The 14448-nt window shown below is 57.4% G+C and carries 11 protein-coding genes; 9 read left to right on the top strand and 2 right to left on the bottom strand.

Going from position 1 to position 14448, the window contains the following annotated elements:
* Positions 1-315: 315 nt before the first annotated feature.
* Positions 316-2007, bottom strand: a complete 1692-nt coding sequence (locus B088_RS04745; RefSeq protein ID WP_211204664.1) for a catalase — start codon at positions 2005-2007, stop codon at positions 316-318.
* A 421-nt stretch (positions 2008-2428) separates the two neighbouring features.
* On the opposite strand from B088_RS04745, the gene rpmH reads away from it, so the two are divergent.
* The 5 genes from rpmH (at position 2429) to purE (ending at position 6075) form a co-directional block, all read left to right on the top strand.
* On the top strand, positions 2429-2584 hold the full coding sequence (gene rpmH / locus B088_RS08450) for a 50S ribosomal protein L34 (protein ID WP_026170497.1): 156 nt from the start codon (positions 2429-2431) through the stop codon (positions 2582-2584).
* Between the two features lie 233 nt (positions 2585-2817).
* On the top strand, positions 2818-3489 hold the full coding sequence (locus B088_RS04750; protein WP_018107272.1) for a porin family protein: 672 nt from the start codon (positions 2818-2820) through the stop codon (positions 3487-3489).
* Positions 3490-3588: 99 nt separating this feature from the next.
* The gene (rpoN, locus tag B088_RS04755) at positions 3589-5037 is read left to right on the top strand and encodes an RNA polymerase factor sigma-54 (RefSeq protein WP_018107273.1); all 1449 of its coding nucleotides are present in this window, start codon (positions 3589-3591) and stop codon (positions 5035-5037) included.
* 43 nt (positions 5038-5080) lie between these two features.
* The gene (gene gcvH, locus B088_RS04760; RefSeq protein WP_018107274.1) at positions 5081-5458 is read left to right on the top strand and encodes a glycine cleavage system protein GcvH; all 378 of its coding nucleotides are present in this window, start codon (positions 5081-5083) and stop codon (positions 5456-5458) included.
* A 95-nt stretch (positions 5459-5553) separates the two neighbouring features.
* Positions 5554-6075 carry a 5-(carboxyamino)imidazole ribonucleotide mutase gene (gene purE / locus B088_RS04765; RefSeq protein WP_018107275.1) on the top strand — a complete coding sequence of 174 codons (522 nt, stop codon included), beginning with the start codon at positions 5554-5556 and terminating at the stop codon, positions 6073-6075.
* Between the two features lie 468 nt (positions 6076-6543).
* Here the strand turns inward: purE and B088_RS04770 are convergent, their stop codons facing one another.
* The gene (locus B088_RS04770) at positions 6544-8916 is read right to left on the bottom strand and encodes a TonB-dependent receptor (RefSeq protein WP_018107276.1); all 2373 of its coding nucleotides are present in this window, start codon (positions 8914-8916) and stop codon (positions 6544-6546) included.
* A 339-nt stretch (positions 8917-9255) separates the two neighbouring features.
* Between B088_RS04770 and B088_RS04775 the strand changes: the two genes are divergently transcribed.
* From B088_RS04775 to B088_RS04790, 4 genes are all read left to right on the top strand, one after another.
* Positions 9256-10941 carry an AMP-binding protein gene (locus B088_RS04775; RefSeq protein ID WP_018107277.1) on the top strand — a complete coding sequence of 562 codons (1686 nt, stop codon included), beginning with the start codon at positions 9256-9258 and terminating at the stop codon, positions 10939-10941.
* Between the two features lie 9 nt (positions 10942-10950).
* The gene (locus B088_RS04780; protein WP_018107278.1) at positions 10951-11676 is read left to right on the top strand and encodes a lysophospholipid acyltransferase family protein; all 726 of its coding nucleotides are present in this window, start codon (positions 10951-10953) and stop codon (positions 11674-11676) included.
* 234 nt (positions 11677-11910) lie between these two features.
* Complete coding sequence (locus tag B088_RS04785) at positions 11911-13230, top strand: hypothetical protein (RefSeq protein ID WP_018107279.1); 1320 nt, start codon at positions 11911-11913, stop codon at positions 13228-13230.
* A 33-nt stretch (positions 13231-13263) separates the two neighbouring features.
* Positions 13264-14448, top strand: a complete 1185-nt coding sequence (locus tag B088_RS04790; protein ID WP_018107280.1) for an imelysin family protein — start codon at positions 13264-13266, stop codon at positions 14446-14448.

Below are 14448 nucleotides of genomic sequence, written 5' to 3' on the forward strand. Positions count from 1 at the left end.
TGGCTGAGAGGCGGACTGAAGGCCTATAAGGATCGTCAGTAATCCCTCTTTGCTATAAACCATGAGAGAGCCCTCTTCCCGACCTTCGGGGAGAGGGCTCTCTCGTATATATGGTATGTAGGAGGAGTGGTTACCTCAGGAGACCTTTGCATAATACCCCATCTGCGGCGTCACTTTCGAGATTCGGGCTTGGTCATGTGCGTTAGCACACTCCCTTCGCCCTCACTCTCAGTTCCTTGCATCTGGGGCATTCTGCAAAGTCCCTGCCGAAAAAGCACCGCATTTTCGGCGAAAGACCATTTTGCAAAGGTCTTCTCAGAGGAGATAGGGATCGTCCTCCCACGGGGTCAGCGTGGTGGGGTCGGCGACATTGGTGTCTCTCCCCTCGGGGGGCAGATCCTCGGCGCTCTTGGGCTCTGCCGGCTTCGTCGGGTGGTCGAGCTCCTTATCGCGGGCACGCTCAGCCTGCCAGTCCTCACGGGAGGTCTCGCCATTGGATGAGGTGTCGACGGTGGAGATATCGATGCCGAGTGCCTCTGCCACCATCTCACCGTACTTGGGGTCTGCCTGGTAGCAGTGGCGGATGTGGCGGTGCTTGATCTGCATCGTGGAGTCGCCCATATTGCGCGCCGTATTCTCCGCCAGGACCAGCTGCTGCTCCGGCGTCATCGCCCGGAAGAGCTGTCCCGGCTGGGTGAAGTAGTCGTGGTCGTCCTCACGGAAGTCGTAGTAATCGACGCGACCACCCTCCTGAGCAGGGTTTTGCGCCTCGGGGTTGCTCTCCCAGTCGCCATAGCTATTGGGGTAGTAGTGGAGCTCACCACCGTTATTCCCATCCACGCGCATACGTCCGTCGCGGTGGTAGGAGTGGGGATCCTTGACCCCGAGAGGGGAATTGACCGGTATCTGGTGGTAATTGACCCCGAGCCGGTAGCGCTGGGCATCGGCGTAGGCAAAGGTGCGGAACTGCAGCATCCGGTCGGGCGAGATTCCGATGCCGGGTACTTGGTTGGAGGGGTCCATGGCGAGCTGCTCGATGTCCTGGAAGTAATTCTCAGGGTTGCGATTGAGCTCAAACTCGCCCACCTCCATGAGGGGGTAGTCCTTCTTTGGCCACATCTTCGTCAGGTCGAAGGGGTTATTCTTCATCTCCCTTGCCTGCTCCTCGGTCATCACCTGGATGTACATTTTCCAGCGGGGGAATTTCCCCTCATTGATCGCCTCCTGTAGGTCTCGGCCGTTGCTCTCGCGGTCCTTGGAGACCACCTTCTCCGCCTCCTGGTCGGTAAGGTTTTGGATGCCCTGCTGGCTGCGGAAGTGGAACTTTACCCACACCCGCTCATTGTCCGCATTAATCAGGCTGTAGGTGTGGCTGCTGAATCCGTGCATGAAGCGGAAGCTGGAGGGGATCCCGCGGTCGGACATCGTGATCGTCACTTGGAGGAGTGACTCGGGGAGCGAGCTCCAGAAGTCCCAATTGACGTTAGGGCTCCGTAGGTGGCTCTTCGGGTCGCGGTGAACGGCGTGATTGAGATCGATGAAGAGCTTGGGGTCGCGGAAAAAGAAGACAGGGGTGTTATTCCCCACGATGTCCCAATTGCCCTCCTCGGTGTAGAAGCGTACGGCAAAGCCTCGGATGTCTCTCTCCGCATCGGCGGCACCCCTCTCGCCAGCCACGGTGGAGAAGCGGGCGATCACCTGGCACTCGTTGCCGACCTTGCTGAAGATCTTAGCCTTGGTGTACTTCGTGATGTCGTGGGTGACGCGGAAGGTCCCCCAGGCGCCCCAGCCCTTGGCGTGCATACGCCGCTCGGGGATCACCTCGCGATTGAAGTGCGCATGCTTCTCGAAGAGCCAGTGATCCTCCATGGTGAGAGGACCCCGCGCACCGGCGCTCTGCGAGTCATCGTTATTGGGTACAGGTATGCCTCCTGCGCGGGTCATTCGCCCGGGGTGGACGGTGGCGTTACGGCTTGAGGGGTCGTCCTCGAGGCCGTTTTTCTTCATCGGGTCTTTTTCCATGGTTGGTTCTGGTAGTTAGTGGTGTAATGTCTTCTTTTATCCTCAAACTTATCCAAATTCAGAGAGCTGCACAAGTGTGTCCTCTTTGGACATGAAGAGACAGAAAGGGACAAAGTGAGACAACCTCTCTCGGCGGAGGTGGTATATTTGCACCACTGAAGCTTCCGGGTCAATACGGGCTGAGTCAATCTTTTCGGGAAACCACTGGGGTTGTTGCACCACGGTCTCTTCACAATGAGTGGGCTGGCATCCGTACCTCTCGGATGCGTCACCCCTGACAAAAGCTATATTCCCATTGCATTAGCGGAATAATAGTAGTACCTTTGCGCTACTTTTCGGATATAATAATCTGCGATCTTGACCATCGGCTCCGATGGAAGGGAGGAGCATATGAGTTAATAGCGATATGAAGAGAACATACCAACCTCACAACACTAAGAGAAAGAATAAGCACGGCTTCCGCGCTCGCATGGCATCAGCCGGCGGTCGTCGCGTGCTGGCAGCGCGTCGTGCTAAGGGTCGTGCTAAGCTGAGTGTCTCGGACGAGTTTTCCGCTCGCTAATTAGGCACCGGGTGACTCTGAAGGCTAACAGACCTTGGCTGACACACGCTGTCGGTCAAGGTCTAAGTTTTTCTGAAAGAAGCGTAATAAGTGGCTCTTTGGGGTCGTTTTCGTAAGCTGATCCATTGCTTTACCGCTATTTATCCCTAACTTTGCACTACGCAAGAGTGACGGACCTCGTCTGAGTGTCGGCTCTTGGACTTAAGTTTGACACTAAACAACTACAGAAGATTATGAAACTAAGAAATGTAATCCTCGGCTCACTCCTCGGAGTATTTGCCCTCGGTGCAACCGCCAACGCTCAGATCGGCTTCATCGTACGTGGTGGCTACCAGGCTGCCAATATAACCGGTAGTTCATTTGATACCAAGATCGCTAACGGAGCTCGTGCCGGTGTCGCTGCTGACATCACCGTATATGACGGTGGTATGAGCCGTATCTCCATCCAGCCCGGTGTAGACTTCGCCATGAAGGGCTACAAGGTAGGTGAGATCAAGAAGGATGACAAGATCGGTGCCAGCAGCACCACCAACCTCTACTACGTGGACATCCCCGTCCTCGCCAACTTCGCATTCGACCTCGGCAATGACCTCGGCGTCTTCGTCAATGCAGGTCCGTACCTCGGCGTTGGTGTCGGTGGTAAGACTACCATGGAGGGTAAGTTCTTTGGCTTCGATGGTAAGTCAGACAAGGACATCAAGCCCTTCGATCAGGACAACGGCTTCCTCAATCGTCTCGACTGGGGTGCTCAGGTCGGTGCCGGTGTGGAGTACAACCGCTTCCAGGTAGGTGTGGGTACTCAGTTCGGTATCGGTGATATCCGTAACGACAACTGGAAGAAGGCTAATGAGGATAAGGCTATCCGCAACAGCAACTTCTTCGTAACCCTCGGCTACCGCTTCTGATCCGATAGGATAGAGCAGAAATAGTACAGGCGGGTTGTCTCTTATCGGAGGCGACCCGCCTTTTCTTCGTACATTTGCTCCATACGAGGCTGACACTATATGACCGCAGGAGGTAATAAGCAGAAACTAAAGCAGAGACAGAAGCTCTCCGCCCGACAGATCCAGCTGATGCAGATGGTGATGCTCCCGCAGACGGAGCTGTCGCAGCGCATCAAGCAGGAGCTGGAGCGCAACCCCGCACTCGAGGAGGGAAGTGAGGAGAGGGACGACTACGAGGAGCTCTCCGACACTGAGGAGCGATCTACTGAGGGGATCGATGCGGACGACTACAACGATGCCGATGATATCCCCGGCTCTGCCTACAAGCACAACGCCCGGTCAGAGGGAGCCTCTGCCTCAGAAATCCCCTTTGCCGATACGCCGACGCTGACAGAGTACCTCCGTCGGCAGCTCTATATGACCGATCTCGATGAGGAGCAGAGACAGATAGCGACCTTTGTCATCGGCAGCCTGGAAGACGACGGCTACCTGCGGCAGACTGTCGAGGGGCTGGCGGACGACCTTGCGATCTACCAGGGACTCTATTGTACGCCCGAGGATGTGGAGGCGGTGGTCGAGGTGATCCGGACCCTAGACCCTCCCGGTGTGGGTGCCCGAGACCTCCGAGACTGTCTCCTCCTGCAGCTGGAGCGCCGTGACCAGGAGTCGGATACGATCCGGCTCGCCGGGAGACTGCTGACCGACCACTTCGACCTCCTCTCGAAGCGGCACTACACTGCGCTCAGTGAGGCGTGCGACGCTGACGACGATCAGATCCGCGAGGCAATCCGACTGATCGTCTCCCTCAATCCCACCCCCGGACTCGACTTCGGCACCCGGATGGAGGGCAATGCTCAGACCGTCATCCCCGACTTCATCGTGACGGAGAGCAATGGCGACCTCGTCGTGACGCTCAATAATGGCGACATACCCGAGGTGCGGGTCAATCGTCAGTTTGAGGAAGAGATGAGTGCCTACACCGGAGACCTGAGAGGCTTGCCGCGAGAGCAGAGAGAGGCGGGGAAGTTTGTCAAGGGCAAGCTCGATGCTGCGAGGACCTTCGTGGATATGATCCGCCAGCGACGAGAGACCCTGATGTCGACGATGATGTGCATCGTCGATATGCAGCGCGAGTACTTCCTCACCGGAGATATCTCCACGCTCCGCCCCATGATCCTCAAGGACGTCGCCGACCGCATCGGGTACGATATCAGCACCATCTCACGCGTCACGTCGACGAAGTATGTCCAGACCGACTTTGGCACGCTCCCGCTGCGACACTTTTTCAGTGAGGGCACGGTCCGGGACGATGGGGAGGAGATCTCCACGCGGCACGTGCGGCAGATCCTCCGTGAGATCATCGATGAGGAGGATAAGCGCCGACCGCTGTCGGATGAAGCACTAAGTAAAGCGCTCAAGGAGCAAGGCTACGACGTCGCTCGCCGCACCGTAGCCAAGTACAGGGATGCGATGGGGATCCCTGTTGCAAGATTGAGAAAAGAATTCTAAATTTGTACTGGAGATATTTGCCAACCAAAACAATAGCAACACTATGAACTTTCCTGAAAACCTGAAGTACACCCAGGACCACGAGTGGATCCTCGCAGAGGGTAATCAAGTAACTGTCGGCATCACCGACTTCGCTCAGCAGGAGCTGGGTGACATCGTCTTCGTAGACGTGGACGGTGAGGGTACCGTAGAGGCCGGCGAGCCCTTTGGCTCCATCGAGGCTGTCAAGACCGTATCCGATCTGATCGCTCCCTGCACCATCGAGGTGGAGGAGGCCAATGACGAGCTCGAGGACGCTCCTGAGCTGGTCAATCAGGATCCCTACGGTAAGGGCTGGATCATCAAGGGCAAGATCGCTGATGCGAGTGCCCTCGAGGGGCTCCTCTCTGCCGCTGATTACAAGGCTCTGGTAGAGAAGTAATCTACTTCAGATAGATTTATGACAAGACAAGGGGAGAGAGGCGACGGAGTCGTACTCTCTCCCCTATTTTTTACACACATACAGAATATCAAGCTATGGCTGCAACCAATAAGCCCATCGTCAGTATCATCATGGGCAGCACCAGCGACCTGCCGGTGATGAAGAAAGCGCTCGACCTCCTGGAGCAGATGGAGGTCCCCTTTGAGCTGCTGGCGCTCTCCGCCCACCGCACTCCCGAGGAGGTGACCGACTTCGCCACCCACGCCGAGGAGCGCGGTATCTGCGTCATCATCGCCGCTGCCGGTATGGCGGCGCACCTCTGCGGCGTCATCGCAGCGCAGACCACCGTCCCGGTGATCGGTGTCCCGATCGCCTCCACCCTCTCAGGCATGGATGCGCTCCTCGCCATCGTCCAGATGCCCGGCGGTATCCCCGTCGCCACTGTGGGGATCAATGGCTCGCTCAATGCCGCCCTCCTCGCTGTTCAGATCCTCGCCGTGGCGGACGCAGACCTCGCCGAGCGCTACCGCAGCTACAAGGAGGGACTGAAGCAGAAGATCGTCAAGGCTAATGCCGACCTCGCTGAGGTCAAGGACTATAAGTACAAGACCAATTGATCCCTCTCCCATAGGGGCAAATGGAAAGGGCTCACAGTGTGGATGACCACTCTGTGAGCCCTTATAAGATCGCGTCGGGGACTTTGGATAACTCCGAAAGTAAGGATTTGAGGATGAATCGTGCTTTGTAATCCGCCCGCCCATAAAGGGCCACGGCACGCCATCGCAAGATCCAAGGGTCTCGGAATTGTTTTAATATTGACGAGTTTCCCGTGTGCCCGACGCGAATGTCTATGATCGTGTACTGCTGTACTATCTGTACAGAAGCACGCTTGCTTCCTTTTCTTTACATCACAAAGGTAGGAAAATGAATCCGCATTTGCAAGCACAACACTCTCGTCGGTCGCTTCCTTTAGGAATGTCCACCTATTTTAACCTCGTTACGATAGAGTTACACATCGGTGGGGGATAAGAAGAGGAGCCCCGACGATCGCCGAGACTCCTCTTCTACAGTGACTTAAGATGCAATTACATCCTGATCATAAGGTCGACGCCGAAGGTGAGGGGTGCCCCCTTCTGGAAGAGATCCTGTCCAAAGAAATTGAAGTAGAATGGATGGTACTCCGTATCGAGCAGGTTACGACCCCAGAGGGTTACGTCCACCGATCCCAGCTGCACTCCGGCGCGAGCACCAAGGAGGGAGTAGAAGTCCTCGCGTACCGTATTCTCCGGATCACGGTAGATCGGACCGACGCCGCTGTACTCAGCCGATGCGTGTACTGCCCTGAGGACCTTGTAGTCGAGTCCCTTGTGGTAACTCAGCAGTGCGGAGGCGGTGTGCTGCGGCATGTAGGGGACGTAGTTGCCGGCGAGGTCGACCTCTACTTTCTCGCCGGAGGGCTTGGTCACCTTGGTATGCCATACCTCAAATCGAGAGTCCGCATGCCCATAAGAGACCGAAGCGCGAAGCGAGGGGATGATCTGCCAGGCGGCGGTCGCCTCCACCCCGGTACTGCGGCTCTGCCCCGCATTGTCCACATACCGTCCGGCGCTCGAGGTGACGAATCGGGTGATCTGCTGATTGGTGATCCGGGTGTCAAAGACGGTAGTCGTCAGGAGGAGTCGGTCATCGAAGAGACGAGCGCGAAAGCCTACCTCATAATTGATCCCGTACTCAGGATCGTAGGCTGCAGCCTTGGGGTCGGATGGCACGATCGGCAGATTGTCCACATCGATCGGAGCGGGGCGTCCCGGCTTGGTCCCCGGCTTCGGCATCAGGCTGGCAAAGGAGGCCTGCATAGCCGTCTGCGTCATCACCTGATCGCTGTATCCTCCTGTCTTGTACCCACGAGAGACAGTGACGAAGGCATTGAAGTCATCGGTCAGCTCGTAGCTCAGTGCCAGCTTAGGCAGAGCGACGAGGAAGGTCTGGGAGCCGTGATCCTTCACACGCCCTCCGATCGGCTGGGGCATGCGCATCGTCTTGCCTCCGCGATTCATCTCCATGATGACCCGAGAGGCGAAGTCACTGTCGTAGTCAAAGCCTTGATGCTCCAGGTCGACGCGCAGCCCGGCAGTCAGAGTCAGGCGAGGGATGACAAAGTCAGCGATGCTGCCCTCCATGTAAGCGGCCACGCCGCAGTCCTTCTTCCAGGACTGATTATTATTCAGCGCCATCTCCGTGTCAGCAAGCAGCTTACCCGGCATCTTGATCCCCTTCTTTGCCATCATCGCCATGGCGCGATTGAGCTGAGGCTGGACCAGCTTCTGCAGTCCGTCGGGGTAGATCTCCACCGGTGAGTGGTGATCTGAGTGGAGGTAAAATCCGGAGATCCCGGTCGTCCAGTGGAAGCGCCCGTCTCTCTTGGACTTCAGCGCCACCTCCAGTGTCGTGGCGAGCTGCTTCTCTCGCTGATTGACAGAGAAAACATCGGCCGGGCTGTAGTCCTGATCCATGTGGATCTTGCCGTGGAGGTACTCCACACCGCCGTTGATGTGGAGGTCTGCCTCGTCTCCGGCATAGGTGTAGCTGAGCCGCTCCTGAGTGGAGAAGCGCTCGTAGGTGCCGGGGCGATTGATATTGGGAGCCATCACCTTACCTGTCTCGGGGTCCTTGGGGGCGTAGGGGAAGGCTCCCTGATCCACACCGTCGGCATTGGCTGAGAGGATCAGGGTATGAGGTCCCCGGCGCCACTCACTGCGTACGGTACCGCCGCCGCTGAGGGAGTGGTCGGACTTCTTCCCGTCGTACTGATTGGTGTAGTATCCGCCGAGGTACTGCACGTATCCGCCCACCGTTAGTCCCCACTCCGAGGAGAGCAGCGTGCGGTAGATCGCCTGTCCGCGACCGGTCATGTAGCTACCCCCACGGAGGAGTACCTCCAGCCCCTGCTTCTCAAATGGGCTTACCGTCCGGACATGGATATTGCCGGCCATCGAGTTTCGCCCATAGGTGGAGCTCTGGCTGGCAGACATGACGCGGATCGAGGCAGCGTCGAGGATGTCCTTCTTCAGTGTCTGGGTCAGCGTAGGCACCCCGTCGATGTAGAGTGACGTGGCTGCAGAGCCGCTACGCGAGCCTATGCCGCGGAAGTAGATCGGTGCATTAGATGAGGAGCCGTAGTCCGGGATGTAGAGCCCCGGCACCAGCGCCGTTAGGTCGGTCAGGTTGTGCAGATGAAACTCCCGCATCACCGTCGGCGTGATCATCGTGACGCCGCCCGGCACACGCCATAGCTCATTGGTCTCACGGATCAGCGGTGTCTGTGCGTAGACCTGCACCTCCTCCAGCTGTCTCGTCTCGAGGCTGTCCAGAGGGAGTTCGTCCCGGTCGATAGCTCGGATCGCCAGGGCGGTCTGAGAGACTGCCAGCAGGGACAGAGCGTAGATAAGTTGTCTCATGGGTAGGGATATAATAGCATTTTCAAAATTAAACTCTGTTATAGGACTGCAAAGGTAACTAAAAATAAGACCACTGACACCCCACACTCCCCGAAATTGCTGCTTCGTCTGAGAGTGGCAGAGGGCGTGGTTTTCAGACTAACATCTAATACCGATATTAGTCGTTACTAATATCGGTATTAGTTCGCACTATTACCGGTAATAGTTTTCATCGTGATCGAGCCCCCTCTAAGGCATGCCTGGAGCTGATCTCGGTGCGAATGAAAACTTTCTGTACTTTTGCTCTTACATGAGCTATGTGCGCACTTTTTTTCCACATTACAAGAGAAGAGATAAGAGATGATCGAGAAGCCATTGGTAAAGTTCTTTGAGGAGGCGTTCCGCAAGCACTGGATCCGCCCCGCACTCTGCAACTACGACTCCGGTACCATCTACAGCTACGCCGACGTGGCGCGCGGGGTGGCAAAGGTTCATCTCCTCCTCGAGGCCTCCGGCGTGACGAAGGGGGATCATGTGGCGCTGCTGGGCGAGGATAGTGCAGAGTGGTGTATCGTCTGGCTCGGGGTGATCACGTACGGCGCTGTGCTGGTGCCGATCCTGCCTGCTTTCACCCCCGAGGATACGATGCATCTCGTGGAGCACTCCGACTCTAAGGTGATCTTCGTCGGCCCGGAGCATGTCTCCTCGCTTGATCCCAAGAAGCTGAAGTCGATCCGAGCCACCTACCGGATCGACACCCTCGCTCCCCTCCCCGAGTGCACGTCGGTGAAGGAGTGCCGCACCCTCGATGCCGACCGGCTGATGGAGGAGCGCTACCCGGCCGGCTTCCGGAGGAGTGATGTGGTCTATGATAAGGTGTCCAATAGCGACTTCGTCCTCCTGAGCTACACCTCCGGCACCTCCGGCTTCAGCAAGGGCGTGATGCTCTCGGCGAATAACATTGCTGCAAATATTAATATCACTCACATTAGGAAGATCTATCGTCCCGGTCAGCAGATGCTCAGCTTCCTGCCGCTGGCGCATGCGTATGCACTGATGTTTGACTTCCTTTCTCCGCTCACCTGTGGCGCCCAGATCTACATCCTGCGCTATAAGCCGACACCGGCGATCCTGATCAAGGCGCTCCAGGAGGTGCGTCCTCAGGTGATCTTCTCGGTTCCCCTTGTGCTGGAGAAGGTCTATAAGAATATCATCCTCAAGAAGATCAATGCCTACTCCCACGCCGTCAAGACGATCATCGGTATCCCGGTGCTCAATCTCTTAGTCTACAATCGTATCGGGAAGATTATGCTCGACACCATGGGGGGACGGGTGGAGCAATTCGTCGTCGGTGGTGCGGCGATCAATGATCAGGTGGAGAAGTTTGTACTCAATACCGGCTTCCCTCTCACGATCGGCTACGGCATCACCGAGTGCGCCCCGCTGATCAGCTATGCCACTCCTCGTGAGCATAAGTGCAGCAGCTGCGGTAAGGTCCTGCCGGAGATCGAGCAGGTGCGGATAAGTCCGGTGGAGGGAGGATTTCAGAGCGACGGCTCCGGTCATGAGGTGGGCGAGGTGCAGGTGCGCGGGGAGAATGTCTGCCTCGGGTACTATAAGAATGAGGAGGCGACCAAGGCACTCTTTACTCCCGACGGCTGGATGCGGACGGGGGATCTCGGCTTCATCGACGCCAATGGCTATGTCTATCTCCGCGGACGGAGTAAGGCGATGCTGCTGACGGCGAATGGGCAAAACATCTTCCCCGAGGAGATTGAGTCGCTCTACGGCTCCAGCCCCTTCGTCATCGAGTGCGTCGTGGTGCAGCGAGACACTAAGCTCGTCGCCATCGTCGTCCCCGACCTGGATGCACTCAAGGCTGAGGGTAAGGTGAAGGAGAAGGAGGTGACCGAGGCGATGAATACCCTCCGCGACATGATCAATCAGCGGCTGCCGATGTACGAGCAGGTGAGTGCCGTGGAGCTGCGGGAGGAGCCCTTCGAGAAGACACCCAAGCAGAGTATTAAGCGCTACCTCGTCAAGTAACATCCCGTCATGAATCCACTACTCAAGCCACTCTGGGCGATATACTTCTGGCTCATCTTTGTCCCCCTCTTTGTCCTCGCCACGATCCTGACGTCGATCCTCACGGTGCTGGGGTCTGCGCTCGGATGGAGGAGGGGTGCTACCTACCTCCCCTCCCGCATCTGGAGCAGGCTGACGATGAACCTCCTCTTCTCCCCCGTCACGGTGCGGGGTAAGGAGCATATCCCCGATGAGGCGGTCATCGTGGCACCCAATCATATGAGTGCCCTCGATGTCTTCGTCATGGCGGGGTATCTCCATATGCCTTGCCGCTGGGTGCTCAAGGCTCCGATCCGTAAGATCCCCTTCGTCGGCTGGGCGTGTGAGAGGATAGGCTTCATCTTCGTAGACCATACGCCGAGCGGTGCCAGGCGGGTGATCAGCGATGCCAAGGCGACAATCGCCGAGGACTTCAGCATCATGATCTTCCCCGAAGGGACACGCTCCACGACCGGACGGGTGGGGCGGCTCCGTAAGGGCGTCGCCAGCATAGCCATCTCCACCGGTACGCCGGTGCTGCCGGTGACGATAGATGGGACTTACGAGGCGCTGCCCAAGGATCACTACTTCGTCCACCCCCACCGCATCACGATGACGATCCACCCGCTGATCCGCACCACCCGCTACAGCAATGATGCCGAAGGGATGATCCGCCTCACCGACGACCTCACCGCCGCCATCAAGAGCGGCATGTAGCACCGGCTTACAGCCCCGCCTTATACCCTCCGCCACTCCCCGGGTCGTACCCCGAAGAGTGGCGGAGGAATCTTTTCTACAGCCCCTACCCTGATCTGAGTAATTGGTGCCGGAGAGGTACTCGGTAGTAGGTATTTTCCCTCGGTTTGCGAAAATCGAGGGGCTCTATTTCGTACTTTTGCCCCGCTGAGGAGGACTGTTTCACTCCTTTTAAGTTATTAGTTCGAAGTAGATATGAGAGCAATCACCAAAGTCATCATCGCCGGCATCGTCCTCGCGCTCCTCGGAGGCACTAATGCGGTGGCACAGGAGCGAGTCGAGAAGGAGCGGGTCTTCCCAAGGACCGGCATCCAGGGGAAGGATCTGCTGGATCGCCTGACCTTGTCGGGGTATGGCACCGTCAATTACCAGAATTACCTCACCAAGGAGCGCGACCCGTACCTCAAGGACCGTCTCGACCAGGAGCGCTTCGCTCTCTATCTCAAGCTCCGCTTTACGGATCGGATCCGGATGAGCAGCGAGATCGAGTTTGAGCACGGCGGTACCGGTGCCACGATGGAGTTTGACGCACTGGAGGAGGCCGGTGAGTACGAGATGGAGATCGAGCAGGGCGGGGAGGTGAAGCTGGAGCATCTCTACCTCGACTTCCTCACCCACGAGATGGCCAATCTCCGTGTCGGTCGCTTCAAGCTCCACATGGGGCTCGCCAGCAGCCTTGACCGACCTAATAAGTACTTCACCGTACTTCGTCCCGAGGGCGAGGATGCGATGATCCCCCTCGGCTGGTACGAGACGGGCGTGATGCTCTTCGGAGGCTTTTTCCACAATAGACTCACCTACGAGCTGGCTGTCAGCTCCGGTCTCGACTCTAGTGGTTTCTCAAGCCGCAACTGGGTCAAGAGGGGGTATCAGACCCGCTTCGAGATGCCGGTGGCGGAGGCGCTCGCCTACTCGCTCCGTATGGACTACCACTTCGGTCGCTTAGGGGAGTCCTTTGCCGGCTTCTCCGCCTATGCGGGGAATACGAACCCCAATCGTCCCCGATACGATATGGAGAATGTGAAGGGCTGGCTCAAGGTCGCCGGCGCTCACCTGGCAGTCAACGAGGGCAACTGGCGCTTCCATAGCTCCCTGCTCTGGGGCGACCTGCAAAACTCGGACAACATCTCCTTCAAGAACGCCCACCTCTCCAAGCACCTCAATGCCAAGCGCACCGCCGTCGGGAAGCAGGCTCTCTCCGTCTCGGCAGAGCTTGGGTACAACATCCTCCCGCTGATTAATCGGAAGACGAAGCAGAGGCTCTACCCCTTCGTCCGGTACGACTACTACGACACGATGTTCCGCACCTCAGGCGATGTGATCAAGCTCGACATGTGGAGTCGCAGCGTCATCACGGCGGGGCTCAATTGGATGATCACCCCCGGTCTTGTCGTCAAGGCTCAGTACACCGACCGCACCTATGGGGACAATTACGTCGATCCGGTCTCCAAGCAAGACATGGGGCGTAAGACCAAGGAGCGGGAGCTGCTGGTCGGACTCGGTTTCTCTTTCTGATTGCATATCAACAAATTATTACATACCCATATTATGCGTTTTACTAACATCTTTAAGGCAGGGCTCTGCCTGTCCCTTATGAGCAGTTCTCTGCTGCTCTCCTCATGCGATGGTGACAAGCCCAAAAATCCTGAGAAGCAGTACGACACCTCCCTGGTGATCGCCAATACCATCGACATCGTCACGGTCCGCTCCTTTGCTGACCTCACCGCTGAGGTTACCGCTCTTGACAAGGCTTGCATGGAGTTGCAGAAGAGTCCCACGCAGGCCAATCTCGACAAGGCGCGGGAGCTGTGGAAGGTGGCCCGCAAGACCTGGGAGCAGACAGAGGCCTTCGGCTTCGGTCCCGTCGGCGAGCTGGAGCAGGACAATCAGGTCTCTGAGGGGGAGGATAATTATCCCCTCGACATCGACCCCAACATGGATACCTGGCCGGTCGATGTCAGCCTGATGAACCAGACCATCGCCTCCGATGAGCCGATCACCAAGGAGACCATCGAGAAGCACAATGAGACCCGCGGCTTCCACCTCTTGGAGTACATCCTGTGGGGGCCGCAGAAGAGCCCCTTCACCATCGAGACGCTCAAGGGCAATCCCCGTCTCCTGGAGTACCTCGTCGCCGGATCCAACGATATGAAGAGCGTCTGCGACAAGCTGACTACCAAGTGGCCCGCCTTCGCCAAGATGATCAAGGCGGCCGGTAAAGGCAGCAAAGCTTACCCCACGACCAAGGCAGCCATCGAGGAGATGGTGACCGGCATGCAGGACATCGTCGACGAGGTGGGGAAGGAGAAGATCGAGTTTCCCCTCAATGGCGGTGGTCCCACCGGCAGCGTAGAGGGCGGTGATACCGGCAAGGACGGCAAGCCCCACTTCGAGAAGGAGGAGTCCCCCTTCTCCAATAACTCGCTACAGGACTTCCAGGACAATCTCCAGAGTGTCTATAACCTATACACCTGCAGCTACAAGGGTCAGTCCGGCGCATCCATCTCCGACCTGATCGTCAATGTCTTCAAGAAGCCTGAGCTGGATAAGAAGTTTAAGGCTCAGATCATCAAGGCTCAGACGGCGCTCAAGAACCTCCCCGGCACCTTCACCGAGTGCATCGAGCACCATCGTAAAGAGGTGATGAGTGCACAGGCAGAGGTGATCAAGCTCTCCGAGATCCTCGAGAAGGAGATCGCACCGCTCGTCAGCGACTCTCAGGGCGAGATCTAA

The organism is Porphyromonas bennonis DSM 23058 = JCM 16335 (assembly GCF_000375645.1).
In the GTDB taxonomy this organism is placed as follows: Bacteria; Bacteroidota; Bacteroidia; order Bacteroidales; family Porphyromonadaceae; genus Porphyromonas_A; species Porphyromonas_A bennonis.

Excerpts from the sequence above, each read along its gene's own strand:
- B088_RS04750 (WP_018107272.1), top strand. The coding sequence starts at position 2,818 with ATGAAACTAAGAAATGTAATCCTCGGCTCACTCCTCGGAGTATTTGCC.
- B088_RS04780 (WP_018107278.1), top strand. The coding sequence starts at position 10,951 with ATGAATCCACTACTCAAGCCACTCTGGGCGATATACTTCTGGCTCATC.
- gcvH (WP_018107274.1), top strand. The coding sequence starts at position 5,081 with ATGAACTTTCCTGAAAACCTGAAGTACACCCAGGACCACGAGTGGATC.
- rpmH (WP_026170497.1), top strand. The coding sequence starts at position 2,429 with ATGAAGAGAACATACCAACCTCACAACACTAAGAGAAAGAATAAGCAC.
- B088_RS04745 (WP_211204664.1), bottom strand. The coding sequence starts at position 2,007 with ATGAAGAAAAACGGCCTCGAGGACGACCCCTCAAGCCGTAACGCCACC.
- B088_RS04775 (WP_018107277.1), top strand. The coding sequence starts at position 9,256 with ATGATCGAGAAGCCATTGGTAAAGTTCTTTGAGGAGGCGTTCCGCAAG.
- rpoN (WP_018107273.1), top strand. The coding sequence starts at position 3,589 with ATGACCGCAGGAGGTAATAAGCAGAAACTAAAGCAGAGACAGAAGCTC.
- B088_RS04770 (WP_018107276.1), bottom strand. The coding sequence starts at position 8,916 with ATGAGACAACTTATCTACGCTCTGTCCCTGCTGGCAGTCTCTCAGACC.
- B088_RS04785 (WP_018107279.1), top strand. The coding sequence starts at position 11,911 with ATGAGAGCAATCACCAAAGTCATCATCGCCGGCATCGTCCTCGCGCTC.
- purE (WP_018107275.1), top strand. The coding sequence starts at position 5,554 with ATGGCTGCAACCAATAAGCCCATCGTCAGTATCATCATGGGCAGCACC.
- B088_RS04790 (WP_018107280.1), top strand. The coding sequence starts at position 13,264 with ATGCGTTTTACTAACATCTTTAAGGCAGGGCTCTGCCTGTCCCTTATG.